General features: G+C 62.7%; 22 protein-coding genes. 15 read left to right on the top strand and 7 right to left on the bottom strand.

From position 1 onward, the window contains the following. The first annotated feature begins 351 nt into the window (after window positions 1-351). From ABH922_RS22980 to ABH922_RS22950, 7 genes are all read left to right on the top strand, one after another. Window positions 352-1,254 (top strand): FAD binding domain-containing protein, encoded by a 903-nt coding sequence (locus tag ABH922_RS22980; RefSeq protein WP_424809124.1) that lies wholly within the window; start codon window positions 352-354, stop codon window positions 1,252-1,254. Between the two features lie 2 nt (window positions 1,255-1,256). Further along, window positions 1,257-1,901 carry a (2Fe-2S)-binding protein gene (locus ABH922_RS22975; RefSeq protein WP_424809123.1) on the top strand — a complete coding sequence of 215 codons (645 nt, stop codon included), beginning with the start codon at window positions 1,257-1,259 and terminating at the stop codon, window positions 1,899-1,901. Beyond that, window positions 1,898-4,420 carry an aerobic carbon-monoxide dehydrogenase large subunit gene (gene cutA, locus ABH922_RS22970; protein ID WP_424809122.1) on the top strand — a complete coding sequence of 841 codons (2,523 nt, stop codon included), beginning with the start codon at window positions 1,898-1,900 and terminating at the stop codon, window positions 4,418-4,420. Before ABH922_RS22975 ends, cutA begins: the two co-directional genes overlap by 4 nt. Then, the gene (locus tag ABH922_RS22965; RefSeq protein ID WP_424809121.1) at window positions 4,417-5,085 is read left to right on the top strand and encodes an SRPBCC family protein; all 669 of its coding nucleotides are present in this window, start codon (window positions 4,417-4,419) and stop codon (window positions 5,083-5,085) included. Before cutA ends, ABH922_RS22965 begins: the two co-directional genes overlap by 4 nt. A gap of 292 nt (window positions 5,086-5,377) precedes the next feature. Continuing rightward, window positions 5,378-7,477: a hydantoinase/oxoprolinase family protein gene (locus tag ABH922_RS22960; RefSeq protein WP_424809120.1), complete on the top strand. Its 2,100-nt coding sequence runs from the start codon at window positions 5,378-5,380 to the stop codon at window positions 7,475-7,477. Continuing rightward, complete coding sequence (locus ABH922_RS22955) at window positions 7,477-9,417, top strand: hydantoinase B/oxoprolinase family protein (RefSeq protein ID WP_424809119.1); 1,941 nt, start codon at window positions 7,477-7,479, stop codon at window positions 9,415-9,417. The genes ABH922_RS22960 and ABH922_RS22955 overlap by 1 nt, the downstream gene beginning before the upstream one ends. A gap of 14 nt (window positions 9,418-9,431) precedes the next feature. Continuing rightward, window positions 9,432-10,265, top strand: coding sequence for an NmrA family NAD(P)-binding protein (locus ABH922_RS22950; RefSeq protein ID WP_424809118.1), 834 nt, complete (start codon window positions 9,432-9,434; stop codon window positions 10,263-10,265). 150 nt (window positions 10,266-10,415) lie between these two features. Here ABH922_RS22950 and ABH922_RS22945 read toward each other — a convergent pair whose 3' ends face one another. Genes ABH922_RS22945 through ABH922_RS22930 form a run of 4 tightly spaced genes read right to left on the bottom strand, consistent with a single transcriptional unit; the run spans window position 10,416 to window position 13,787 of the window. Next, window positions 10,416-11,210 (bottom strand): ABC transporter ATP-binding protein, encoded by a 795-nt coding sequence (locus tag ABH922_RS22945; protein WP_424809117.1) that lies wholly within the window; start codon window positions 11,208-11,210, stop codon window positions 10,416-10,418. Between the two features lie 3 nt (window positions 11,211-11,213). Then, the gene (locus tag ABH922_RS22940) at window positions 11,214-12,002 is read right to left on the bottom strand and encodes an ABC transporter permease (RefSeq protein WP_424809116.1); all 789 of its coding nucleotides are present in this window, start codon (window positions 12,000-12,002) and stop codon (window positions 11,214-11,216) included. After that, entirely contained in the window at window positions 11,999-12,772 is a 774-nt protein-coding gene (locus tag ABH922_RS22935) for an ABC transporter permease (RefSeq protein ID WP_424809115.1), read from the bottom strand. Before ABH922_RS22935 ends, ABH922_RS22940 begins: the two co-directional genes overlap by 4 nt. A 10-nt stretch (window positions 12,773-12,782) precedes the next feature. Further along, on the bottom strand, window positions 12,783-13,787 hold the full coding sequence (locus tag ABH922_RS22930; RefSeq protein WP_424809113.1) for an ABC transporter substrate-binding protein: 1,005 nt from the start codon (window positions 13,785-13,787) through the stop codon (window positions 12,783-12,785). A 209-nt stretch (window positions 13,788-13,996) separates the two neighbouring features. Here ABH922_RS22930 and ABH922_RS22925 point away from each other — a divergent pair, with 209 nt between their 5' ends. From ABH922_RS22925 to ABH922_RS22915, 3 genes are read left to right on the top strand one after another with little or no spacing between them, the layout of a single operon-like run. After that, window positions 13,997-14,779, top strand: a complete 783-nt coding sequence (locus tag ABH922_RS22925; RefSeq protein ID WP_424809112.1) for an IclR family transcriptional regulator — start codon at window positions 13,997-13,999, stop codon at window positions 14,777-14,779. Beyond that, window positions 14,776-15,588 carry an alpha/beta fold hydrolase gene (locus ABH922_RS22920; RefSeq protein ID WP_424809111.1) on the top strand — a complete coding sequence of 271 codons (813 nt, stop codon included), beginning with the start codon at window positions 14,776-14,778 and terminating at the stop codon, window positions 15,586-15,588. Before ABH922_RS22925 ends, ABH922_RS22920 begins: the two co-directional genes overlap by 4 nt. Before the next feature lie 43 nt (window positions 15,589-15,631). Next, complete coding sequence (locus ABH922_RS22915) at window positions 15,632-16,018, top strand: RidA family protein (RefSeq protein ID WP_424809110.1); 387 nt, start codon at window positions 15,632-15,634, stop codon at window positions 16,016-16,018. Window positions 16,019-16,178: 160 nt separating this feature from the next. On the opposite strand, the gene ABH922_RS22910 is transcribed toward ABH922_RS22915, so the two are convergent. Further along, window positions 16,179-16,895 carry a pyridoxamine 5'-phosphate oxidase family protein gene (locus ABH922_RS22910; protein ID WP_424809109.1) on the bottom strand — a complete coding sequence of 239 codons (717 nt, stop codon included), beginning with the start codon at window positions 16,893-16,895 and terminating at the stop codon, window positions 16,179-16,181. A 97-nt stretch (window positions 16,896-16,992) separates the two neighbouring features. Here ABH922_RS22910 and ABH922_RS22905 point away from each other — a divergent pair, with 97 nt between their 5' ends. Continuing rightward, window positions 16,993-18,387: a PLP-dependent aminotransferase family protein gene (locus tag ABH922_RS22905; RefSeq protein WP_424809108.1), complete on the top strand. Its 1,395-nt coding sequence runs from the start codon at window positions 16,993-16,995 to the stop codon at window positions 18,385-18,387. Window positions 18,388-18,439: 52 nt separating this feature from the next. Here ABH922_RS22905 and ABH922_RS22900 read toward each other — a convergent pair whose 3' ends face one another. After that, window positions 18,440-19,453 (bottom strand): isopenicillin N synthase family dioxygenase, encoded by a 1,014-nt coding sequence (locus tag ABH922_RS22900; RefSeq protein ID WP_424809107.1) that lies wholly within the window; start codon window positions 19,451-19,453, stop codon window positions 18,440-18,442. 187 nt (window positions 19,454-19,640) lie between these two features. Continuing rightward, window positions 19,641-20,699, bottom strand: a complete 1,059-nt coding sequence (locus tag ABH922_RS22895; protein ID WP_424809106.1) for a ketopantoate reductase family protein — start codon at window positions 20,697-20,699, stop codon at window positions 19,641-19,643. A gap of 350 nt (window positions 20,700-21,049) precedes the next feature. Here ABH922_RS22895 and ABH922_RS22890 point away from each other — a divergent pair, with 350 nt between their 5' ends. From ABH922_RS22890 to ABH922_RS22875, 4 genes are all read left to right on the top strand, one after another. Then, complete coding sequence (locus tag ABH922_RS22890) at window positions 21,050-21,904, top strand: ABC transporter permease (RefSeq protein ID WP_424809105.1); 855 nt, start codon at window positions 21,050-21,052, stop codon at window positions 21,902-21,904. A 1-nt stretch (window position 21,905) separates the two neighbouring features. Next, on the top strand, window positions 21,906-22,652 hold the full coding sequence (locus ABH922_RS22885) for an ABC transporter ATP-binding protein (protein WP_424809104.1): 747 nt from the start codon (window positions 21,906-21,908) through the stop codon (window positions 22,650-22,652). A gap of 63 nt (window positions 22,653-22,715) precedes the next feature. Continuing rightward, entirely contained in the window at window positions 22,716-23,834 is a 1,119-nt protein-coding gene (locus tag ABH922_RS22880) for a hypothetical protein (RefSeq protein ID WP_424809103.1), read from the top strand. A gap of 68 nt (window positions 23,835-23,902) precedes the next feature. Continuing rightward, a complete protein-coding gene (locus ABH922_RS22875) occupies window positions 23,903-25,102 on the top strand; it encodes an LLM class flavin-dependent oxidoreductase (RefSeq protein WP_424809102.1) in 1,200 nt (399 codons plus the stop codon). Window position 25,103: the final 1 nt, after the last annotated feature.

Below are 25,103 nucleotides of genomic sequence, written 5' to 3'. Positions count from 1 at the left end.
GGCCGCGTCTGCGGTCCGATCATGTCCGTCGGCGGAGGTACCCGCCGAGCAAGTTCGTCTCGACCTGGATTCGGCGTCGGGGTTCGGCTTGTCGCCGTCTCGGGGCGAGGCCGACGGGATCGTGATGTATCACCTCTGCCCGTTGGTGAGCTCCTGGAACCGCGAACCGAGCAGGTCGAAGACCGCACGGCGACCCGGCGCAGCTCCGGTGACGAGGGGGCCCGACGACGAACGGGGAGGGCCCGTGGTGCAGCTCACGTGATGCCAAGTTGAATGTATGCCAGGTATAGCCCGTGACCGTTGTCACATCTACACAAAACGTGAAGTGACTCGTAAAGGCAGGATTGAGTAATGAAACCGTCGCCGCTGACTTATCACCGACCGTCCTCGGTCGAGGACGCGTGCCGAATCCTCTCCGAGGTCTCTCACGAGGGGAAGGTGCTCGCCGGTGGGCAATCACTTGTGCCGTTGCTGTCCATGCGCCTCGCCGCTCCCGCCCACATCGTCGACATCGGATCGATCCCCGACCTCGCCTCGGTGACCTCGTCCGAAGACGAAGGAGTGCGGTTCCAGGCCCTGGCCACGCACTCGGAGCTGGCGGCCGACGAGGGTGCTCGTCGGGTTCAGCCTTTGCTGAATCGAGCTCTCCAGTTGGTCGCGCACCCCACGATCCGTAACCGCGGGACGAGCGTCGGGTCCATCGTCCACGCCGACCCGTCGGCGGAGATGCCGGCAGTCCTGACACTGCTCGGGGGCAGCGTTACCGTCCAGTCGGTACGTGGCACCCGCGAGATCGCGTCGACGGATCTTTTTGCCGGTCCGCTCGAGTCGAGCCTGGAATCAGACGAGATCGCGATATCGGTTTCGGTGCCCGCCGCCGAACCCGGCGTGGGAACCGCCATCGACGAGATCGCGCGTCGTCACGGCGACTACGCACTGGTCGGAGTCGTCGCACGGATTCGCGTGGAGGACGGTCTGGTAGCCGACGCACACATGACGTACGTGTCCGCCGGCGAGCTGGGGCAGGTCGTGGACTATACCGATGTGCTGGCGGGGGCGTCCGCGTCGGATCCGCGAGATCCGCGCTGGCGCACCGTCGGGGAATGCGCTCGGGCGCAGATAGATACCGAAGCGGATATTCACGGGACGGCGGCCTACCGCTCGCAACTGGTGTCCGCGCTCACGGCGCGGGTCGGTTTCGCAGCGGCGACAGACGCTCTCAGTGAGAACAAAGTACTGGCAGGAAAGTGGTGACTATGTCCAAAAACCATCGCTCCATCGACGATCAACTTGCCGAGTTGGCAGCAGATACGGGTGAACATCATGTGGCCGTGACATTCACGCTCAACGAGGTGACGAGTACCGTCGTTCTGCCGTCCCGCACTCTGGCTTCGGATGCCATTCGCCACCACCTCCGTAGCACGGGCACGCACGTCGGTTGTGAACACGGCGTGTGTGGTGCGTGCACCGTGTTGCTCGACGGAAAGCCGGTGCGATCCTGCCTCGTCCTCGCGGCCGGGCTCGAAGGTCGATCGGTGACCACCGTAGAAGGCCTCGTCGAACCCGACGGCACTCTGCATCCGGTTCAACAGGCGTTCAAGGACTGTCATGGTTTGCAGTGCGGCTTCTGCACACCGGGGTTCGTGACTACCATCGCGGCCTTTCTCGAGGAGAACCCGAATCCGACGCGCGAGGAAGCAACGGACGCGATAGCGGGAAACCTCTGTCGTTGTACGGGGTACCAGAACATCAGGGCGTCGGTTCTGCGCGCTGCCGAGATCAAGCGCGAACGAGCCGGGCAGTTCCCGCTCGGAATCGACGACGAATCCACTAGGGAGGCGTTGGATCGCAAGGTGCGAGGAACAACGAATCCTGTCGGAGGACGGGCGGGGAAGGCATGAGCACTCCGGTCAAACCAGCAAAGCGCAACGGGACGAAAAGCCCTGCGCCCGATCATTCGACGTCCGATCATTCGATTGCCGACGACGGCAAGTTCTTCGGTAAACCGATTCCCCGTGAGGAAGATACGCGTCTACTCAGCGGCCAGGGGCGGTATCTCGACGATCTGGGTCACAACGCCCTGATCGCGGCCTTCGTCAGGTCACCGCACGCTCATGCGCGAATCATCGACATCGATATCGACCAGGCGTTGGAAGTTCCTGGTGTCCATGCCATCTACACCTACGACGATATCCTGGCCGATACGCCGGAAATGGCGGAGAACCTGCCGCTGCTCATTCCGCATCCGGGAATCATCGCGCCGCGCAACGGTTATCCCCTCGCGAAGGACGAGGTCAAACATGTCGGAGAAGCCATTGCCATGGTGGTCGCCGACAATCGGTACATCGCCGAGGACGCCTGCGCGAAGATCGACGTCACGTACGAGGCGCTGAAGCCGGTAGTGGGGGTCGATGTCGCCCGCACGGCCGACCATGCCGTCCACGCCGACGTTCCGGACAACGTCGCCGCCCATCTGCAGCACGGGTTCGGTGACCCGGATGCCGAACTGGCCGCAGCGCCGCACCGACTGACGTTGGATCTCGAAATCGAACGTTCGGCGTCCATGCCGATGGAGGGCAAGGGTGTCTATGCGCGCTGGGACGGCGACGAGAACACTCTCACGTTCTGGACCTCCACCCAGACATCCACATCCGCCCGCGCCGCTATTGCCGCCCGATTGGGTATGGCACTGAACAAGGTCCACTGCATCGCTCCGGACGTCGGCGGTGGATTCGGTGTCAAGATCGTTCATCCGTGGCCCGAAGAAGTGATGATCACGTGGGCCGCTCGCCGCCTCGGTCAGGCCGGCATCTCCTGTGAGGTGAAATGGGTCGAGGATCGCCGTGAGCATTTCATCTCGAGCGCACACGAGCGAGGGCAGATCCAGAAGGTCGACATCGGATTCGACGACGAGGGTCGTCTGTTGGCGTTCGATTTCACGTTCTGGCACGACAACGGCGCGTACCTGCCCTACGGGATCATCGTCATGATCAACACCGCGACACAGGTTCTCGGGCCGTACAAGCCGAAGTCCTTCCGTGTCAACGCCTACTCGCTGTACACGAACACGGTCATCGTGACCCCGTATCGCGGTGCCGGACGCCCGCAGGCCGTGTTCGCGATGGAACGATCCATGGACGCGATCGCCAAGCACCTGAACAAGGACAAGATCGCCGTACGGGAGGCGAACTTCATTCGTCCCGAAGACATGCCGTACGACTTCGGCCTGATGTTCCAGGACGGACGCCCGCTGATCTACGACACGGGCGACTACCAGGCAGGCATCGACAAGCTCAAGAAGCTCATCGACTGGGACGGATTTCCCGAGTACCAGAGGAAGGCTCGTGCGGAAGGTCGGTCGGTCGGCATCGGCATCGGTGCGTACGTCGAGGGAACCGGCCCAGGACCGTACGAGGGCGCACACGTCGTGGTCGAGACATCCGGAAAGGTCAAGGCGGCAACAGGCTTGACGACGCAGGGTCAGGGACACCAGACCGCGTTCGCACAGATCGTTGCGGACGATCTCGGAGTCAAGGTCTCCGACGTCGAGATCGTCACCGGTGATACTCGCCGGTTCGGTTATGCCGTCGGCACGTTCGCCTCACGTGGTGCGGTCATGTCCGGTTCGGCGTTCCACGTCGCGGCACAGATGGTCGCGGAGAAGGCGAAGAAGATCGCATCCGGAATCTTGGATCTGCCGGACACCGAACTCGAACTCCGGGATGGTCACGTGTGCAAGATCGGCACCGAAGCCGGGGTGGAAGGTACGTCCGTGCCGCTGAGTGTTGTTGCTGTGCTCTCGAACCCGCTACGATATGCGTTCGATCGCGAGTCGAAGCTGGCTACCGGCTTTGCCAAGACCGACACGGACATGTCGAAGCCCCCGATTCCCGAGGGTGAGCAGCCCGGTCTGGAAGCCACCGGTTACTACTCGCCACCGAGTTCGACTTTCGCTTCGGGAGTGCACGCGGCGATCGTCGAAACCGATCCCGTGACAGCGGAAATCGCGGTCCGTCGTTACGTCGTCATCCACGACTGCGGAAACGTGATCAATCCCCGCATAGTCGAAGGCCAGGTCATGGGCGCCGTCGCGCAAGGTATCGGCGGCGCACTGTACGAGCGGATCGTCTACGACGAGCACGGCCAGATGCTCAACGCGTCGTACATGGATTTCCTGATGCCGTTTGTCACGGAGATGCCGGATTCGCTCGAGATGGATCACACTGTCACGCCGTCGGGGCTCAACCCACTCGGCATGAAGGGCGCCGGTGAAGCCGGCGTGATCCCCACCACGGCCGTGATCGCGGCTGCCATCGAGGACGCCGAAGGAATCTCGATCACGTCTATGCCCATTTCACCGTCCGAACTGTTCGAACTTCGACTCGCACATGCGGGTTCGTCATCAGAGGAGAATTCATGAGAATCGCCGGCACCGCGCAGTTGACGGCACCTCGCGAAGAGGTCTACGACAAGCTCCAGGACGGTCGGGTACTGGCCGCGACCATTCCTGGTGTGCAGTCGCTCGAACAGCTCACGGACAATCACTACAAACTCTCCATCATGGCAGGGGTCGCGTCGATCAAGGGCGTCTACGACGGTGAGGTTGTCCTGTCACAGCAGAATCGGCCCAATTCGTTTGTCATGACGGCTTCGGGGGCTGGTGCTCCCGGCACGGTCAAGGCGGACGTCACGGTCACATTGACGGAGAACGAGGGTGGGACGCTGCTTTCGTACGACGCCGACGCGGTAGTCGGCGGCATGGTCGGTGGAGTCGGGCAGCGGATGATCACCGGCGTCGCCAAGAAGATGGCCGGGGTGTTCTTCAAGAGTATCGACGGCGTCATCGCCAACGGAATTCCCGAGAAGATCGCCGCGGTCGCAGCGGCTCCGGCACCGGCGGCGGCGGTCGAGGCGGCGGTAGCTGCCGGAGCTGTTGCCACACCGACGGTTCTGCAGGCTGCGGTGCCGGCGGCGGGTGGGACCGAGACTCGCACGGTGATCGTCAGCGCCGTCGTCGGTGCTGCGATTGCTTTGTCAGGAGTTGCTATAGGTGGTTTCCTGGCGCGCTCCGGCTGTCGCGACTAGTTCACCGGAGTGTCGACAGAGCCTCCACCGCAGTTTTGCGATGAGGGAAACGCCCCGAACCGAGCAGGTTCGGGGCGTTTTTCACGTCCGCGTGGCCCGCGCGCGTGCCGGCGAAGATCCGCTCGTGATCGTGCGCCGAACCTTGGGCCCCCGATTCGGCGGATTGTGACAAAGAAACCGCTCTTGTGAACCTGTGGAATAGCACTACACGTCAGGTACGAGCCACTTACCGGCTAGGCCACAACCGTCGATCGGTACCAGACGAGACGAGCCAAAGATCCCAGGAGGAAGCGTGGAACCCAGGAAGATTCGGGTCGGTATCGATACCGGCGGAACGTTCACCGACATCGTGGCAGTGGACGACGAAACCGGCACCATCGTCACCACCAAGACCCCGTCCACCCCGGCGGACCCCGCCGAGGGCTTTCTCGCCGGTATCGAGAAGGTACTCGCCAAGCTCGGTGAGACCGGTGAGTCGATCGGCGCGGTCAGCCATGGCACGACGGTTGCGACCAACAAGCTGCTCGAAGGCAAGGTCGAGAATCTCGGCTTCATCACCACCGAGGGCTACGAGCACGTTCTCGAAATCGCTCGTCAGTCCGTGCCGGACGGCTACGGCAACTCGTACTTCTGGGTCAAGCCCGAACGCATCGTCCCCGCCGATCGGGTACGCACCGTCGGTGGGCGCCTTTCCTTCGACGGCAGCGAGATTCGTCCGCTCGACGAAGAGAGCGTCCGCAGCGCAGCGCAGTTCTTCAAGGACCGTGGTATCCGCACCATCGGCGTCTGCCTGATGCACTCGTACGCCGATCCGACGCACGAGGAGCGTGTACGCGACATCCTCTTCGACGTCTTCCCTGATGCGACCGTGAGCATCTCGAGTCAGGTACTTCGTGAGTACCGCGAGTACGAGCGGTCCATCACCACCCTCGTGGACGCCGCGGTCAAGCCGAACATCCGCAACTACGTCAACAACATCGCGAATCGGTTGCGTGAATTCTCGACCACCGACGGCGAACCCCGCGACATTCCGTTTTACGTCATGAAATCCAACGGCGGTGTTCTCTCAGCCAAAGAGGTTGTTCACCAGCCTATTACGACAGTACTTTCCGGACCGGCTGCCGGCGCCCTCGGTGCCGCGCTGATCGCCGATGCGGCCGGCGTCGAGCAGGTGTTGACCTGTGACGGCGGCGGAACATCGACGGACGTCACCGTCGTGGTTCGGGGCGAGCCCGCGCTGACCACCGAAGGGCGAGTGGGCAACTACCCGTCGAAGATCCCGATGATCGACGTCGTGACCGTCGGGGCCGGCGGTGGCTCGATCGCGTGGATGACGCCGGAACACACCCTCCGAGTCGGCCCTCAGTCCGCCGGCGCCGATCCCGGGCCGTTGTGCTACGGCAAGGGCGGCAGCGAACCGACCATCACCGACGCGCACGTCCTGCTCGGACGCATCCCACCCCACCTGCTCGGTGGTGAGATCCCCCTGGACACAGAACTGGCACGCAAGGGCCTCGAAGAGCTTGCAACACAGCTCAGTCTGGGCTTCGAGGAGTGTGCAGTCGGCGTCCTCGAGGTCTCGGCCTGGAACCAGGCCAACGCCCTGCGTCAGATCACGGTCAAGCGTGGCCTCGACGTTCGTGACTTCACCCTCGTGACGTTCGGCGGCTCCGGCTCCCTGCTCGCCTGCCGTCTGGTCGACATTCTGGGTCTGAAAGACGTTCTTGTCCCGCTCAATCCGGGTAACGTCTCCGCGTTCGGTCTGCTGACGGTCGATGTCCGCAACGACTACGTCCAGACACACGTGAGTCGCCACGACCGGTTGAAGGCGGAAGACCTGCAGAGCCAGTTCGACGCGCTGGCAGGCGAAGCCGAGATCGCGCTCGCCGAGGAAGGTTTCGATCAGACGCAGCGCAAGTACTCCCGTACTGCCGATCTTCGCTACCTCGGTCAGGCCTTCGAGGTTCGCGTCCCGGTGGCGGAAGGTACCGTCACGGCACAGATCATGGACGACGCGGCCGAGGCGTTCCACCAGGCGCACCGCGAGCTGTACGGCTACGACTTCCGGGGCGACCCGTCGCAGCACGTGGAATGGGTCAACCTGCGCGTGAGCGGCATCGGCCCGATCAAGCGTCCGACGCTCAAGGAGATCCCCGCCGGCACCGGCGCCGACTCGGCCCGAACCGGTTCTCGTCAATCGTATTTCGACAGCTGGGTCGACACGGCTACCTACGACCGCACGCTGCTCGGTGCGGGTGACGTCATCGAAGGACCGGCCGTCATCGAGGAGTTCAGCTCGACTGTCCCGATCCATCCTGGATTCTCGGCACGTATCGACACCTTCGGGAACATTCGTATCTCGAAGTCTTCCGACTCGAACGGAGTGAAGTGATGACCGCCATTCTCGATGCTGCTGCTGCCACCGCGGCCAAGCCGTACCGACTCACCGCTACCGACGGCGCGTCACCTGATCCGATTCTGGTCGAGATCGTCGCCGGTTACCTCGCCAGCGTGGAAATGGAGGTCGAGACCTCCATTTCGCGCACCTCGCGCTCACCGATGATCCGTGACGCTCACGACTTCCGCGCGGGGATTCACGACCGGAACCTCCGCAAGCTCACGGGCCGTTCGTATTCCGCGCTGGTCCATCCGATCGCCCGGGACTTCCCGCTCGAGACGATGAAGCCGGGTGACGTGTACTTCCACAACGACGTCTACCTGTCCGAAGGTGGCATCGGCCATCTCCCCGACCTGTGCGTCACCGTACCGGTCTTCGCCCGCGTCACTCCCGATGCCGAGCCGAAAGTTGTCGCGTTCGTTCAGGCGTTCGGTCACCACGACGACATCGGCGGTTGCTGCCCCGGCTCCATGCCGTCCGGTGCCACCACGGTCTACGAAGAGGGACTGATGGTTCCGCCGATCAAACTGTGGGACCAGGGAGTTCCCAACGAGGCCGCGCTGCGCATCATGACGCGTAACTCCCGCATGCCGGATGCACTCGCCGCTGACCTCGACGCCGAGTGCTCGGCGTGCTTGATGGGTGCGCGTCGACTCACCGAACTGTTCGAGCGATACGGAGTCGACACCGTCGAGTCGTGCTTCGATGCGATGATGGACGCGACCACCGAGACGTACCGCCGCGAGATCCTCAGCAAGATCCCTGTCGGTGAGTACACCTGGGAGGACTACGCCGAGCACGACGGCGTCGACGAGCCGATGCTCCACATCCAGCGCATCACGCTCACGAAGACGCGGCCGGAGGACGAGGGCGGCGAGCGACTCATCCTTGACTTCAACGGAACCGGACCGCAGGCAAAGGGCCCGATCAACCACTGCGGTGACTACGCGGACGGAAACTTCCTCATCAAGTGGTTGGCCCCGATTCTGCGTAACCTCGCGGACACCCCGGAGCGCATGGCCGAACTGGATGTCAACGAGGGCGTAGTACCGCTGATCGAGATGAAGTTCCCCGAGAAGGGAACATTGATCACCCCGATCTTCCCCGCCCCCACCAACGCTCGCACGTTCGTCATCCTCCGCCTGCTCGGTGTGCTGGCCGGCGTCGTCGCCAAGGCTGTGGACGGCAACATGCCCGCCGATCAGGAGACCATCAGGTACACCGGTGTGTACGGGGAGGACTTCGAGGGTCACTCGTACCTCATGCGTGAGGTGCTCGGTGGCGGTTCCGGCGGACGCTACTACGCCGACGGCGAGGACACGATTCACGTCGTTCCCGACTCACGGAACCTGCCGACCGAATTCACCGAGAGCCGATTCCCCTTCATCGTCGAGAAGCTCGGCCTGGCAAAGGATTCGGGCGGCGCTGGACGTTACCGCGGCGGCCTCGGATACGAGAAGCACATCCGCATGCTCAAGGACGCGCACTTCATGTCCATCGCGGACCGTTCGATTCTCGCATGCTGGGGAGTCAAGGGCGGCAAGGCCGGGCGACCGTTCTCCGTCGTTCTCGATCCGGGTGGGCCGAACGAGCGGGAGTTCGAGGCGCTGACCGATGCCGAGCCGATCAAGGCCGGGGAGGTCGTACGGATTCGTACCACCGGTGGTGGCGGCTGGGGCGACCCACTGGAGCGCCCGACCGACGAGGTCTTGCGGGATATCGAGTGGCGTAAGGTGTCCGTCGAAGGTGCACGTGACGACTACGGTGTTGTCGTGATCGACGGTGACGAGCCGTCCGTCGACGAAGCCGCTACCACGGCACTGCGGGATCAGTTGCGCGCGGAGCGCGGTGAGAACGAGCCCTTCTTCGATCGGGGTCCGGGCTACGCGCAGCTCTCCGGCGGCGCCACCTCAGCGGTCTACGACTACGTCTAGGACGGAAAACTCTCATGGAGAACGGAATTACTCGCGGCGCCGACATCGCGGTGATCGGCGCCGCGGGTAAGACCGGTGCAGCAGTCGTCGCGGCCCTGCCGCCGAGCGTGACGGTGCGGCGGCTGGTGCGAAAGGCATGTGTCGAGGGCGACTACGAAGTCGAGCTCGAGACGGGTAGTGGGTTGCGCAAGGCGCTTGCCGGTTGCCGTGGCGTGTATTTCATTGCCCCGAACGTCCATCCGGACGAGCCCGCACTGCTTCGCAATGCGCTGACGGCAGCGGCGTCGGCGGGAGTTGAGCACTTTGTCTATCATTCCGTCGCGTGGCCGTTCAGTCCGTCCATGCCGCATCACCTGGACAAAGCCAGGTGTGAGGACGAACTGCATCGTTCGCCTTTGAAATGGACTGTGCTGCAACCATGTGCATATGCGCAGAATTTCGAAGCGATACTGACCGGTCGATCCGACACTGTTGTCCTGCCATACAGCGCGGACACGAAGTTCTCGTTCGTGAGCTTGGCGGATGTCGCGGCTGTGGCCGCGATTGTTCTCAATGAGGGCCCGGGTGCGCATCACGGAGCAACATACGAAGTGGGCGGCCCCGAAGCACTGAGCGTCATGGAGGTGGCACAGATGGTGCAAGAGCAGACCTCACGTACCGTCACGGTCGATCAGATCAGCGTGGATCAATGGCGTGAACAGATCGGCAGCGGCCTCGATGTCAATGCCAGCTCGCGTCTGACCGCGATGTTCGAGTTCTACAACCACCATGACTTCCTCGCCGGCAGCGCGGCTGTCGAACTGTTGTTGGGTGGCCGACCGAGGAGCGTCGAGAGCCTGATTCGGTGAAGTTCGCGCGGGGTAGGTTCACCGTTGGCGAGAGCGCCCGTATCCCGTGCCGGTTGGTCGCCGAAAATTTCGGCTCCAGCGGCGGCTCTCCACGGCTTCGAGTGAGATCTGCTTCCGGTCGCCCTCGTCGCGACCGGAGGCAGATCGCGGTCAGGCGATGGTCGTCTTGGACTGCTGAATCGAGGACAGCACGCGAGTTCGGCATTCGATGAACAGAGGATCGGCTTTGGTAGAGATCTGATCGCGGGCTCCGGCGAGTGGCACGTCGATGACCTCTTGCACCAATGCAGGCTTTCCGCCCAGGACCATGACACGATCGGACAGGTATACCGATTCGTCGACGTCGTGGGTGACCAGGAGGACGGTGATGCCGGTGTCTCGTTGCAGGGTCAGCAGCAGATCCTCGAGTTCGGCGCGGGTCTGGGCGTCCACGGAGGCGAAGGGCTCGTCCATGAGCAGCACCTGCGGCCGGTAGGCGAGCGCCCGCGCGATGGCGACGCGCTGCTGCATACCGCCGGACAGCTGCCACGGGTAGGAACGGGCCGCTGTCTCGAGGCCGACAACGGCGAGGGCCGCCGTCACCCTCTCGTTCTGTTCTTTGCGTGACAATCCGATGCCGCGCAGTGGGAGTCGAACGTTTTCGCCGACCCGGAGCCACGGCATGAGTGTACGCCCGTAGTCCTGGGACACGAGTGCCAGCGTTGCCGGGGGAGCTGTGATGGTGGTGCCTGCGATACGAACGTCGCCTCTCGTCGGTGTCTGCAGGCCCGCGATGCATCTGATCAGGGTGCTCTTGCCGATTCCGGAATGGCCCACGATGCAGACAATTTCGCCGGCGGTGACGGAGAGGTCGATCTTGCGGAGAACTTCCCGTCCGGTGGCGCCGCCGTAGGTGACGCCGAGATCACGCAATTCGACTGCCGGCGTGGAGGTGCTGGAAGACATGGCTTATTTACCTTTCGCTGCGAGAGCGCCCTGAGTTCGAGGTTGCCATCCGAGCAGCCACCGTTCGATCACTCCGTAGACGACGTTGAGCAGATACCCGATGATTCCGAGCAGGATGATGCCCGACCACATGTCGGCGATCGCGAAGGTCTGCTGGGCCACAATCACGAAATGTCCGATACCTGCTGTGGAGACGTACATTTCGCTACCGACCATGATGACCACGCCGATGGCCAGACTGGTGCGGATACCCACCGTGATCTGTGGCATCGCACCCGGTAGCAGGACTCGGCTCACCAGCAGCGGGGTTCGGATGCGGTAGCTGCGCGCCACCAGTCGAACACTCGGGTCGATGGAGCGGATGCCGTCGAGTGTGTTGAGCAGTATCGGCCACACCGCCCCGAAGGCGATAGCGGCCACATTGCCCGTCGAGCCGGTGCCGAACACGATGAACAGGGCGGGTAGCAGTGCCAATGCCGGTATGGCGCGGAAGAACTGGAGAAACGGATCGGCGATGTCGGCGGCGAGTGGGAACAGCGCGAGCAGCAGTCCGACCCCGATCCCGATCGCGAGTGCCACCGCGAGCCCCAGCCCGAGGTTCGTCAGACTCGGCACGACGTCCTTGGTGAATCCCTCACCGAACCAGTTGTGGACGAATGCCTTCCAGATCTTGGACAGAGGCGGGAAGTACGGCGACTTGCTCGATGCCGATCCGAAATACCAGATCACCACGATCAGTACCGGTAGCCAGATTTCCCAGGCGAGGAGCCGAATCCCTGACAGTAACCTCACGGCCGCGTCCTCCTCGGAACGTAGTGCCAGGCGAGCATCCGCTTCTCGATTCCCGTTACGGCGAAGGCGAGTAGCATTCCGAGCAGTCCGGCGACGATGATGAGCGCGAACATCCGGTCGGGAACCGATTGGCTCAACAGAATTTCCTTGCCGAGGCCGGGTACGCCGGCGATCAGCTCGGCACCGATGGTCAACAGCAAACTCAACGTGGCCGAGATGCGAATTCCGGTGAACACGTATGGCATCGATGCCGGCGCGACCACCAGGAGGAGTCGACGCCACAGGGGAAGCCGGAACGAGCGTGCGGTGGACAGCAACTCCGGTTCCACGTTACGGACGCCGTGAATGGTTTGAAGCAGAATCGGCCACACACTCACCGCCACGATCAATGCGACCGCCATCCGTGGGGTCGGCCCCATGATCAGAAGGAACAGGGGTATGACGGCCAACGGCGGTACCGTCCGGCAGAAGTCGATGACGAACCGCGACGACACAGTCAGGAACGGGTGCGAGGCCAGGATCAGCCCCGCCGGGATTCCGATTGCCAGGCACAGCGCCAGCCCGACGGCCGTGGTGGTGAGCGTCTGACCGAGTGCACCCCACAAGGACGACGTACCGAGCTCGTCGACGAACGACGTTGCCACGTCGGTGAACTTGGGGATGCCCTTCGCGTCATCGGAGCCGAGCATCCCGAAGACCTGCCAGCCGGCCGCCAACGCGAGTAGCGTCAGCAACCGGCCGACCAGTACTGTTCGGCTTCGGGAAGTCAACGCAGGCAATCTACTTGGCCGGCGTGAGCAAAGAGCTGGCGTCCACCGACTCAGTCAGTACGCCGTACTCGAGAAGAAGTTCGATCTCGGCGGTCAGCGCTGCCGGGTCGATGACGGCGTCGAATGTGGGGTTCTTGCTGTTCGTCAGCATGTCGAGGGGGATCTTGGCATTCGTGGCGAGTGCGGCCTTGACCAGATCGGGGTTCTGATTGGCGAAGTCGACCGACTTGGCCAGTGCAGTACGGAATTTCGCGATGGTATCCGGATTCGCCTTCACGAACGGAGCCGATGCGGCGAGAGAGGTTCCGGGTACGCCGGGAGCTGCGAGGGGGAACGGATGGCCGAGGACCTTCAGTCCTTCGCCGGTGGCCTTGCTCAAGAACGGGTCGATGAGGAAGGCGGCGTCGGCTCCGCCGGTCGCCACCAGATCACCGAGGTTGGGCATCGGAGCCTGGATGAAGGACACTTTGCTCGCCGATCCGCCGGACTTCTCGACGGCAGCGGAGATCACTGCCTCACTGACGGACTTGAGGCCGCTGATCGCGACGGTCTTGCCTTCGAGGTCGCGGAAACCGGTGAGCCGGCTGTCCTTGGCGACGACGAGTCCGGACTGGTCCGTGTCGTCACTTGCGGCGAAGTTCGTGAGCCCGCCGACCAGGGTGACATCCATGTTCTGGCTCTTGGCCTGGATTGCGGCGGTCGCAGTGGTTGCGGCGAAGTCCGCATTTCCGCTGAGCAGCAACGGGATCTGTGCCGAGGAGCTGGCCCCGCCTTCGACGATCTCGATGTCGAGGCCCTGATCGGTGAAGAAGCCCTTTTCCATGCCCAGCCAGATGGGGGCGAAGTCGGCGATCGGTTGGGGTGCGATACGGATCGTCGTGGTCTGGGTGCTGTTTTCTTCGGTCGCATCGGCGTCGCTCGAACAGCCCGTCAGTACCAATGCTGTCGCTGCGACCGCCGCGATGCCTGCAGTTCGCAGACGTCGTGCGGACCGGAGGGTGTGTCCAACCTTCATGTCCGAAAGCCTCTCGCTGGGAAAGAAATTACTTCCTTACCGGTGACCCGGAGGGAAGGGAAGAGCCGAGAAAAAGTTCTGTACACCGGAATGATTGTTGTGACTATAGTAATTTCTTAGGCGAATGCCAAGGTTTTCCAAAGATTACGAGATTCGGGACCGCCAAGTAGGCAAACGGCCTTGGCTCGAACGGCACTGGAGGGGATCGGATGGCGAAGGGTTCTGTGTCTGCTGTCGACAAGGCGTTGGATCTACTCGAAGCGATAGCGCGTGCGAAGACGCCGATGAAACTCAGCGAACTCGCAGAGGAAGTCGGGATGCTTCGTCCCACCGCACACCGGGTACTTGGTGAACTGGCCAACCGTGGATGGGTGTTCCGCTACGACGGACGCTATCTCCCCGGCCCGGCAGCACTGCAGGTGTCACACGAGGCGGCGTCGTACTCGCTGGCGGCATTGTGCCGACCGGCCATGCAGACGCTCTCCGACCGCACGGACATGATGGTGAATCTGCAGGTCCTCGAAAGTGGAGGAACGCGAATCATCGACGCTCTGCGTCCGGACCGGCTCAAGATGATCACCCGCATGCTCGGTGATCTACTTCCCCCGCATCGTTTCGCCGGTCCGCTCGCACTGGTTGCCGCGCTCGAAGAGCAGAACCGGGCACCGTACCTGGCGATGGTGGAGAAGAGCGGCTACCCCATGGACGGTCCCGGCGGGTTCCTCGCCGACGTCGCGGAGACCCGGAGAACCGGATTCGCCGTAGTACACAAACGTTCCCAAGACGTCATCGGGTCGATCTCCCGAGCGGTGTCCTCCCGCAAGGGATCACCGCTCTGTGCATTGACGGTTATAGGATTCGACACCGATTTCGACGAGAACACCATGCGGACCGTCGAAGGGCATCTCAAAGACGCCACCGACGAGGTTCGACAACTCCTCACCGACACCACCTCGGGTAAGCGCCCGACCGATTCAGGAGACGAAGAATGATTTCACGCACCGAGGGCTTTCTGACCGTCGCCGACGGCGAACAGGTCTGGTACGAGACCGCAGGCACCGGACCCGATCTGATTCTGACGCACGGACTCGGTGGCAACGCAGCCGTCTGGTACCAGCAGGTCCCGTATTTCGCGCAGCACTACCGGGTGATCACCTGGGATCAAAGAGGTTTCGGCCGCTCAACCAACGACAAAGGCAATCACGGCCCGGCTGCGGCAGTCTCCGATCTGGTCGAGATCATGGATCTGCTCGGCGTCGAGAAGGCTCACGTGGTCGGACAGTCGATGGGTGGCTGGGCCGCACTGGGGACGGCGGTCGCCGTGCCGGACCGCGTCGAATCGGTAGTCCTGGCCTGCACCACCGGTGGTATCCCGGTGGGGTTCGGTCCGGAGATCGTGGTGCCGCTGACAGCCGCGCCGGTCACGGCGCGTCCCCTCGGCGAACACCCGGCTGTCGGTGGCCGACTGCCCAGTCTGGACATGGCGCGCGCGTACCTCTATCAAGCTCTCGGTTCGTTCGGGCATCGTCCGCCGGACACGGAATTCTTCCGAATCCTCAAGGAGTACAACTACGATCCGGCGGTACTGTCCACCGTCGACGTCCCCGTTCTGCTGATTGCCGGCGAGCTCGACGATCTGATGACTCCGGCCCGGATTCGCCGTGCCGCCGAGTTCCTGCCGCGCTCCGAAGTGGTCGAGCTGGCAGATCGGGGACACTCGCCGTACTTCGAAGATCCCCACGCCTGGAACGAACTGGTCGCACACTTCCTGTCCGAGGTCCGTGCTCTCGAAACACGTTGACCTACAGCCGTACAGAACATCACAGCCGAACAGGAGATCTTCAGTGAATCAGTCCGAGACCGTAGAGTTCATTCCGCCGACCTTCGACACCCCCTTTTCCACGGGCGTGCGTGTCGGCGACATTCTGTACCTGTCCGGTCAGATCGGCATGCTCGACGACGGGACGTTGGCCGACGGATTCGAGGCACAGGCCCGTCGGACGATGGACAACATCGCCAACTCGCTGATTGCCTACGGCACGAGCATGGACGCGGTCTTCAAGTGCACCGTGATGCTCGACGACATGTCCCGGTGGCAGGAGTTCAACAAGGTGTACCTCGAGTACTTCCCCGCGTCGCGACTGCCGGCTCGCAGTGCGTTCGGCACCGACGGGCTTGCGCTCGGCGCACACATGGAAGTGGAGTGCATGGCGTACACGCCGCAGGTGTAGCTCTCGGGTGATGCCGTCCAGGTGCCCGGCCGGGACCAGTTGACTGCGGCGACTCGCGCACTTTCGTAGCGTCCCGCAATCGGCTCCGATGAACTTTCCGGTTCGGCGATGCCGACCCGGTGAATGCTCGTCTCGATTCCGGAGATCGGACCGGTGTTGTTCAGTCGGCCGCAGTTCGGACTTGCCGTCCTGTGCTCTCGGAAACGTTTCGAACATGATCGGGCACCTGGTTTCCGGGCGTCAGATCTTTGGCCGGAACAGGTGTGCCGAACTGTGTGCACGCGGGAATCACACCTGCCCAGACGGTTTCGTTCTGCACGTCCTGCTGGTCGTCCACCGGGTCGCCCGAGCGTACTTTCACCGATGCTTCGAACAGTGACAATGCCACTACCGTGGTGGCTGCCAATTCTTTTCTTGTGTGGTGTCGCAGTTGCGCGGATCGTCCGGGAACAATCTGGTCGACGATCAGATCGAGTGCGGTAAGTCGTTCAGCCGGATCGCTGACCACTCGCGGTGTCCCGAGGATCACGGCGCTGCGGTAGTTCATCGAGTGATGAAAGGCTGATCTGGCCAGGACGAGCCCGTCGAGGTGAGTGACGGTGACGCAGATTTCACCGCCCGTCGTCAAGCTGCGAGCTGCGACCGACCCGTGGAGGTAGAGGGTCCCTGCCCGGTCCGGCCCGGACAGATCGACGCCGAAAGCGGTGGGCATGACGAGCGGCGTGCCGTCGACGACCACACCGAAGTGGCACAGTTTCGCACTCTCGAGTATCGCCGCCAGTGCCGAGCGATCGGTCACCGCGCGGTTTCGGCTGCGGTTGAGCGTGGTGCGCGGAGTCGGTGACAGGGTGTCGTCCGAGGTGGTGTCGTAGTGCATGGGGGTAATGTTGCTCGATAAGTGGCCCTGAGTCAGGATCCAATTCTGCGGAATCTTGATAGGCCACTTTTCGGACGAGTTGTCGAGAGGTGTGCGAATGCAGCTGCCCGCGGTGGTTGCCGTTGTTCTCGACCGGAGTGATCGCCGATCGTTGCCGGTTCAGATTGCCGATCACCTGCGTTCGGAAATACGTCATGGTCGGGCAGCGGTGGGGCTGCGGCTGCCGAGCTCCCGAAGGCTGGCCACCGAACTCGAGGTGGCACGCGGTGTGGTCGAACGTGCATACGAGCAGTTGATTGCCGAAGGGTGGCTCGTAACGGTACAGGGATCGGGCACCTTCGTCGCCGAATCGCCGACCCCGGCCGCACCTGTACCTGTACCTGTACCTGCACCTGCACTGTCGCTGCGATCCGAGGCTCGGATCGCGCTGCGGCCCGGCGTACCCTGGACGCCGCCTCGAGCCACGGCAGCATGGCGTCGAGCCTGGCGGGACGTGGGAATGTCGACGTCTTCCGCTGGATACCCCGATCCCGCCGGCGACCGTGACCTTCGAGCCGCGCTCGCGGAACTGCTCGCGCGCACGCGGGGGATGGCGGTGACCTCGGACCGGATACTGATCACCTCCGGAACCACACACGGTTTCGCGCTGGCACTCGCAGCGCTACGATCTCCGGATTCCGTTCTGGCACTGGAAGACCCGGGGTATCGTTGGGCTGCAACGGCTGCCGCAGCCAGCGGATGGACGGTGCTGGACGTGCCGGTGGACGCGAACGGGCTCGACGTCGACGCCGTCATGTCGTCGAACCAACACGTCGACGGTGTGTATCTCACACCGTCACATCAGTATCCGCTGGGCGCACTGATGCCCGTGGGCCGGCGTAACCAGCTTGTCGACTACGCGCGTGCCGACGACGTTCTCGTCTTCGAGGACGATTACGACTCCGAGTACCGATACGACGTGGCGCCATTGCCTGCCCTTGCCCAGTTGGCCCCGGATCGCGTGGTGTATCTCGGAACGGTGGCAAAGACTTTCGGGGCCGGTATTCGTCTGGGCTGGTTGGTGGCACCACCGGAACTCGTCGAGCGGATCGCGCACTACCGCGAGCGGATCGGTGACCTTCCCTCGGTACCGTTGCAGCGGGCGCTATTGTCCATGGTGCGTGACGGTGAGTGGGATCGGGCTGTGCGCGCGGCGCGTCGTCGATATCGTCGACGAGATCGCGAAGTGCAGGCGGCACTGTCTCGCTTCGGTGAACTGCGGGGCCTCGGGGCCGGGATGCACACGACGCTGGTACTGGACGAAGCCCTCGCCGCGGCAGTAGCGCGTGATGCCAGGTATGGGGGAGTCGAGGTACCCACCGTTGCCGAATCTGCTCGAACACATACGAATCCGGGTGGATTGGTGATCGGTTACGGCCGGGTCGACGACAACGATCTCAGCTATGCGCTCACCGTGATCGCTCGTTCTCTCGAACGTCTCGCGCCGATATAGTGGCAGTTGTCCCGGGCGAATCTCGCCACACCCGACGGCGGCACGTGCACCATCAGGCATGAGCAGCCACGATCTCCGGCCACCACCGTGCTGCCACGTCAGGATGTGCGCGTAGTCGGCTCTTGAGAGCATTGGCGCCGTACGAGTCGTGGATCGGATTCTTCGTGTCCGCCGTGACGCCGGTGGCCTGTGCCGCGAGCTCTGCCGGTAGTTCGAAATTCGGGATCTGCGCCGCATAGTTCGGGTTGAAGAAGAACGGCACCGAAATACGCTCGCCGTCGCCCTCCGGTGAGATCACCCGGTGCACGGTGGCCTTCAGATAGCCGCCGGTCGCCACTTCGAGCAGTTCGCCGATGTTGACCACCAGCGCGCCCTCGATCGGCGGTGCGTCGATCCACTCACCGTTGTGCTCGACCTGCAGTCCACCCTTGCCTGGCTCGACGAAGAGCAGCGTGAGGACTCCGGCGTCCTTGTGGCCGCCGACGCCCTGAGTGCCTGCACCCTTGTCCCGACCCGGATAGCGGACCACTTTGATGAGGATGGACGGGTCGACGGCGAACGCGGCGTCGAAGATGTTCGCCTCCTGCCCGAGCGCCACGGCCCATTCGCTCAGCAGACGACGGGCGATCGCGCTGAGGGTGTCGTGCCACTCGGTGACGACTTCGCGTAGTTCGGGAAGTGATTCGGGCCACTGGTTCGGACCTTGGAGAATCTCCCATGCCGGCGACCCATCCGTGCGTACCGCGGCGGGTTGCTCGGTGCTGATGTCGATCTGTTCACGCCAGTCCTGTTTGCCCTCGGTAAGTTCGCCGCCGAGGCGTGTGTAGCCGCGGAAGTGGGGGCTGAGAACGTTCTCGATGGCGAGCTTCTCGGCAGCCGGGAGGGCGAAGAACTGCTGCGCCACGTCCAGGAGGCGAGTTTGTAGATCATCGGGAATCCCGTGTCCGACCAGGTAGAAGAACCCCACGTCGTGCGTCACTTCTCGAAGCTGGGTACGAAAGCGCTCGGCGGTGTCCGGGTTCTGCGCCTGGGACAGATCGAGAACAGGCAGAGTGGTCGGCGACATGTGTGTTCCTTCGTGATGTGCGGCTGAGCACCTCTATGAGATCAAGTATTTCTCGACTGCGCCAGAGTTTGGATCTGCAGGCTTCCCCTGTGGCTCGTGAACGCCGGTCGCCGAGCAGAGCGGCGACCGGCGCGACATCGGAAAGTCCGCAGCGACGACGCAGCGTCGGGCCTGAAGCCGAACGGAGTCAGGACGTTGCGACCGTAGCCCGGCCGGCGAGTAGACGTTCGATCGCGTCGTCCCCGAGATGTCCCGCCGGTAGGCCGTTCTCGAATGCCTCGGCCGACAGGGATTGCAGTGCCTCGTTCAGGGGTGTCGGTATGCCGTGTTGCCGACCGAGTAGAACGATTTCGCCGTTGAGGTAGTCCGTCTCGAGCGGTGACCGGCGAAGGAAACTTTGCAGTGTCGAGTTCCCGGGGCGGACGCGGCCCTCGATCGATCCGTCGATGGCCTCGCGCGTCCATTCGGACAGGCCGGAACCGATCGGATCGACGAGTTCGATACCCAGTGCGGCGAACACGGCGAGGGCCTCCCGGAACAGTCCGTCCTTGAGTTCGTCGCGTCGGGCGCTCGGTGCAAACACCGGTTCGAGACCGTTGACAGTGTTGTAGCTGAGCTTCCATGCCTTGACGCCGACGATGTCGTCGATCGCCTGCACGCCGAGTGTCGGTGCGACTCGAAACGCTGCCACTACTTCGCGTAGACGATCGTCGATGTGTCCGTTCGGGTAGTTACCCACCCACAGCAGCAGGCGCTTGTCGGCTCCGTAGTTGGCGATCTCGCCAACGGTTTCCTTGCCGCCAGGGCAGTAGATGGTGCCGGCGATGACGGATTTGAACCACCGCAACGCCGCGCGGTCGGTATTGAGGCCGTTTTGGACCGTGACCAAGGGAAGCACGTCACCGACTCGGCCGGTGTCGCCGCTGGTCATGGTCACCGGGCGCCATGCCCATGTGCGTAGAGCCTGCTCGGCATCTTGCGATTTGGTGGTGAGTACCAGTACGTCTCGGTCGGTCAATTCGATTTCTTCCGGCCCGCCGATGGTGTTCAGACGTACGGTACTGGTGCCCTGAGGCGTGTGGTAGATCAATCCGCGTTCGCGGATCGCCGCGAGTTCCGCGCCCCGCGCGACGACGACTACCTCGGCGCCGTGTAGATGTAGTTCTGCGGCGATCGCGCCGCCGGTCGCACCCGGACCGATCACGACTATCCGGCGATCGACGGACGGTGTTGCAGCGGTTGACATCAGAAGCCTCCTGGTACGCGGGTGTTGCGACAATCGTGATCGCAGTCCGTCCGGAAAGTCCAATAGAAATTGCCGATGTGTTCTCATCGCTCGAGGTGATGAATGTCGGTCGGACACGTCGGCGACAACTGTTTCGCTCGATTGATCAATCGAGCCGATAACCGTCGATCGTCAATCACACTTGGACGTATCCGAATTCGAGCATCTACCGTGGTGTGCATGATGTCACTGACTGCACCCGCCGCGTCCTGTGTCGGTAGGTCGAGCAGTTGTCGAAGTGTGCCGAGTCCGATGTATTCACGCTCCCGCTCGGCCGACCAGGCCACCCACGTCCGTTGGGAGCACGGGCGATGACGTCGACCGAGGTGCATGTGCAGTCCGCCCCCTCGGAGGGCAAAGCAGCTCCGAGCGTCGAACGCCTTCCGACGATGTCGGACATCTCCCCACGCACACCGCGGTGGTATTCACCCGGTAACGCGCTTCGGTTGTTCCTGCCCTTGGCGGCGTTGGCGACTTGGTACCTACTCAGCACGACCGGAGCGATCAAAGAACTCTACTTCCCTTCCCCCACAACAGTGTTGGAGGCGCTGGGCGAGCTGGTATCGACCGGTGAGCTGCAGGAGGCTTTACCTGCATCGTTAGGTCGTGCGGCCACCGGGCTGATGGTGGGACTTGCGATCGGACTGGTTTTCGGCATAGCGAACGGTCTGTTCTCCCTGTTCGAGAAGTTGTTCGACTCGTCCTTTCAGATCGTGCGCCAGGTGCCGTTCATCGCGATGATCCCGCTGTTCATCATCTGGTTCGGGATCGGCGAGCAGTTCAAGGTGATCGTCATCTCACTCGCATGTGTTTTCCCCATATACATCAACACCTATCACGGTGTTCGACACGTAGATTCCCGACTGGTGGAGGCGGCGCAGGTGTTCGGGCTCTCGCGGCTCGCCACGATCGTCACCGTGATCCTTCCAGCGGCACTGCCGCAGATTCTGGTCGGGCTGCGAATGTCCATGGGTGTATCGCTTCTCGCACTGATCGTTGCAGAGCAGGTCAACAGCAAGAGCGGCATCGGTCACATCATCTTCGTTGCGACAGGCGCACTCCGCATCGACATCATTGCGGCCGCGATCATCATCTACGCACTGTTCGGTGTTGCAGTCGACATCGTCATGCGGATTCTCGAACACCGACTCCTACCTTGGAAGTGACATGACAGCACACCCTACGACCGCCGTCGATCAGTTGGTCGCGGTGCGGCTGAGTCACGTGGTCAAAAGGTTCGGCGACCGTGCGGTGCTGGACGACTTGGATTTGACGATCCGACGCGGCGAGTTCATCGCTCTGCTCGGCGCATCCGGGTCCGGAAAGACGACGCTCCTGCGTATTCTGAGTTCACTGGACTTCGCTACCGAAGGTGAATTGGATGTCACGCCACAACGGTCGGTCGTATTCCAGGATGCGAGGCTACTGCCCTTCAAGAAAGTATGGCGCAACGTCCGACTCGGATTGAGTCGTCGAAAGGCGAGCCGTGAACGGATTGTCGCCGCGTTGGACGAAGTAGGGCTTGCCGATCACGCCGATCGGTGGCCGAAGACCCTGTCAGGTGGCGAGTCGCAGCGTGTTGCGCTCGCGCGTGCGCTGATACGTGAACCACACCTCCTTCTGCTCGACGAGCCGTTTGCGGCTCTCGACGCGCTCACCCGGATCAAGATGCACGATCTGGTCCTGCGCCTGTGGCACCGTCATCAACCTGCCGTGGTCTTCATCACCCACGACGTCGACGAAGCAATTCTGCTTGCCGATCGTGTGCTGGTCTTGCGTGACGGTCGGTTCGTCGAAGACCTCGCCATCGACGAACCTCGCGCACAGCGGCGCTCGTGGGCCGGATTCGGAGAAATCCGAGATCGGCTCCTGTCCGAACTCGGTGTCGAACAGAGCGACCAGGTCAGCCGCTGAGCGTCGATTCGGTTCGACGGTCACACTTCGGAATTCCACTCTCACACAAAGGATCACTCTCGAATGTTCTCTCGACTATCCGGCCGATCGCCGGTACGTGTCGCCGCCGTCCTCACGGCTGCCGCATTGGCGTTGGCTGCGTGCGGTTCCGACAGCGACGATTCCACGCCGAGCGGAGACGACACCGGAGATCTCTCCTCGGTCACCATCACGCTGGGACAGAACGATCCCGCGCTCAAGGCCTTGCTGCCGGCCTCCGGAGCGCTGGACGGCGCACCGTACAAGGTGGATTTCGTCGACTTCAGCAACCAGGTAGAAGCGTCGACGGCTCTGGCAACCGGAAAAATCGACGGTTCGGTTCTGGCTCAGTACACGGTGATTCAGGCCGCCGCAAACGCTAAACCGGCCTGGACCGATACCACGGCTCCTTACCGGACCGTCTTGATCCCGCAGTTCATCGACGTCGAGAATCACGATCCGTTCGGTACGGTGGCGTCTGCCGAATCGGGAATCACCGAGTTGACGGCCGACTCGGTCCGAGGAAAGAAATGGACCGCGTCGCCGGGTGCGACGAACTATCTGACGATGTTGCAGACGCTGGATCACCTGGGGCTCGGGTTGGGCGACATCGACTACGTGCAACTCGACAATGCGGCGGGGGCACTCGCGCTGCTGAACAACGAGGTGGATCTCGCTTCAGGATTGTTCTCCTCGTACTTCGCGACTCTCGAGAACGGCGGCACGGCGCTCGACTCGTCCCACCAAGTCGGGCCGGGTAGCCCGACCGCCCTCGTCGCAAGTACGGCGTCGCTGTCGAACCCGTTGCAGGCCAAGGCCTGGGAAGACTTCGTCCAGCGATATGTCGAATTTCGAAAGTGGACGCTCGAGAACAAGGACCGGTACGTCGACGTCCTGGTCGGAACCACCAAGGTGAAGCCGGAACAGGCGGCCTTCCAGTGGCTTCAATTCGGGCGTGGAAGTGTGGGGCCGGTGACGGCCACTGATATCGCGAAGGGTCAGGACATCGCGGATCTGGCCTACAAGGCCGGTGTCCTCCCGGCCGAGATCGACGCAGCAGTCGGATACGACGCGCGTTTCACAGATGCCATCGAGTCGAAGATCGACGAAATCGGTCTGTCGGACGCAGTGGCGAAATCGATCGCCGAGAACCCCAAGAAATAACAGTAGTCACGTCAAAGGTCTGGGGGTCGTCGAGAAACCGACGGCCCCCGATGCCGAGAAGAGGTCCTGTGCGTCTGTCCGTCTTCGATCTCAGCGCTGTCTCCGAAGGTACGACACCTCGCGAGGCTCTGCGATCGGTCATGAATCTCGTCAGCTTGTCCGAGGAATGGGGCTACCACGGGTACTGGTTCGGTGAGCATCATCTCGGTCGTGGTCGGGTCGGGTCGGCGCCGATCGTTCTCACCGCACTTGCGGCCGAACGTACCTCGACATTGCATGTCGGCTCGGCAGTGGCAGTTCTGCCGCATTACCGACCGCTGGCTCTGGTCGAGCAGATCAGCACGATTGCGGAACTACATCCGGGACGAGTCCACCTGGGTATCGGTAAGGGTTTGACGCACAGCGCCGAGAGATCGTCGGAGCGAGTGTCGAATGCGTTGCAACTTCTGCGTGAGCCCGGTGCCGACCTGCCTGACCTCGGTCGTGCTGACCATCCGGTTCTGCTTCGCGAACTGCTGGCCGTATCACCTTCGGATCCAGAAGGATACGATCAGTCGGTTCGGGAAGTGCTGTCGCTGTTGCAACGACCGATCGGTGTGGTCGACGGACGGCCCTTGCAAGCCATGCCGGGGCTCGCGGCGCCGGTTCTTCCATGGCTCTTTGCCTCGGCCGGACGTGAGAGTGCGGTCAGATCCGCGAGATTGGGGCTTCCTTTCGTGGTCAACAATCACGTGATCGATGCTCCGGTCGAAGACGCGGTGACCGCCTATCGGGAAGCGTTTGTCCCTTCGGCCTTCTTGACGAAACCATATGTGGCGGTATCAGTTCACGCCGTAGCTGCTGACACGGACGCGGAGGCTCGTACGCTCGCCGAGAGTTATCCGGTATGGATCTCGGGAGTGCTGGCTCGGGGGTTCTCCGACACGCTGAGCCCATCGGGTACGCGCCGGGAAGAAGCACCCTTCGACCCTGATCGTCTTCGATCATCTTCGGGAACAAGGATTATCGGGGAGGCGGCAGCTGTGAGCGAGCGAGTGCACTCGTTCGGCCAGAGTATCGAGGCCGACGAAGTGCTGGTCAGCACTCTCGTGTACGGCGACCGCAACAAAGCCCGTTCGTACGAACTCCTGGCCAAGCATTGGCCGTCGACTTCGCGGCCTTCGGATGCGCCGCGCCATGATCGACTGCGATCTGTCGACGGCGTCACACCCGTCTCTTCCGATTCCCAAGCCACCAACAGGGTGGCGCACAGCTACGAGATCAGGTGAC

The sequence above is a fragment of the Rhodococcus sp. 27YEA15 genome, assembly GCF_049739425.1.
Classification (GTDB): domain Bacteria; phylum Actinomycetota; class Actinomycetes; order Mycobacteriales; family Mycobacteriaceae; genus Rhodococcus_F.
Note: the sequence above shows the minus strand (reverse complement) of the source record. Positions and strands in the feature narration are given on the sequence as shown.

Excerpts from the sequence above, each read along its gene's own strand:
- ABH922_RS22980 (WP_424809124.1), top strand. The coding sequence starts at position 352 with ATGAAACCGTCGCCGCTGACTTATCACCGACCGTCCTCGGTCGAGGAC.
- ABH922_RS22975 (WP_424809123.1), top strand. The coding sequence starts at position 1,257 with ATGTCCAAAAACCATCGCTCCATCGACGATCAACTTGCCGAGTTGGCA.
- cutA (WP_424809122.1), top strand. The coding sequence starts at position 1,898 with ATGAGCACTCCGGTCAAACCAGCAAAGCGCAACGGGACGAAAAGCCCT.
- ABH922_RS22965 (WP_424809121.1), top strand. The coding sequence starts at position 4,417 with ATGAGAATCGCCGGCACCGCGCAGTTGACGGCACCTCGCGAAGAGGTC.
- ABH922_RS22955 (WP_424809119.1), top strand. The coding sequence starts at position 7,477 with ATGACCGCCATTCTCGATGCTGCTGCTGCCACCGCGGCCAAGCCGTAC.
- ABH922_RS22950 (WP_424809118.1), top strand. The coding sequence starts at position 9,432 with ATGGAGAACGGAATTACTCGCGGCGCCGACATCGCGGTGATCGGCGCC.
- ABH922_RS22945 (WP_424809117.1), bottom strand. The coding sequence starts at position 11,210 with ATGTCTTCCAGCACCTCCACGCCGGCAGTCGAATTGCGTGATCTCGGC.
- ABH922_RS22930 (WP_424809113.1), bottom strand. The coding sequence starts at position 13,787 with ATGAAGGTTGGACACACCCTCCGGTCCGCACGACGTCTGCGAACTGCA.
- ABH922_RS22925 (WP_424809112.1), top strand. The coding sequence starts at position 13,997 with ATGGCGAAGGGTTCTGTGTCTGCTGTCGACAAGGCGTTGGATCTACTC.
- ABH922_RS22920 (WP_424809111.1), top strand. The coding sequence starts at position 14,776 with ATGATTTCACGCACCGAGGGCTTTCTGACCGTCGCCGACGGCGAACAG.
- ABH922_RS22910 (WP_424809109.1), bottom strand. The coding sequence starts at position 16,895 with ATGCACTACGACACCACCTCGGACGACACCCTGTCACCGACTCCGCGC.
- ABH922_RS22905 (WP_424809108.1), top strand. The coding sequence starts at position 16,993 with ATGCAGCTGCCCGCGGTGGTTGCCGTTGTTCTCGACCGGAGTGATCGC.
- ABH922_RS22900 (WP_424809107.1), bottom strand. The coding sequence starts at position 19,453 with ATGTCGCCGACCACTCTGCCTGTTCTCGATCTGTCCCAGGCGCAGAAC.
- ABH922_RS22895 (WP_424809106.1), bottom strand. The coding sequence starts at position 20,699 with ATGTCAACCGCTGCAACACCGTCCGTCGATCGCCGGATAGTCGTGATC.
- ABH922_RS22890 (WP_424809105.1), top strand. The coding sequence starts at position 21,050 with ATGACGTCGACCGAGGTGCATGTGCAGTCCGCCCCCTCGGAGGGCAAA.
- ABH922_RS22885 (WP_424809104.1), top strand. The coding sequence starts at position 21,906 with ATGACAGCACACCCTACGACCGCCGTCGATCAGTTGGTCGCGGTGCGG.
- ABH922_RS22880 (WP_424809103.1), top strand. The coding sequence starts at position 22,716 with ATGTTCTCTCGACTATCCGGCCGATCGCCGGTACGTGTCGCCGCCGTC.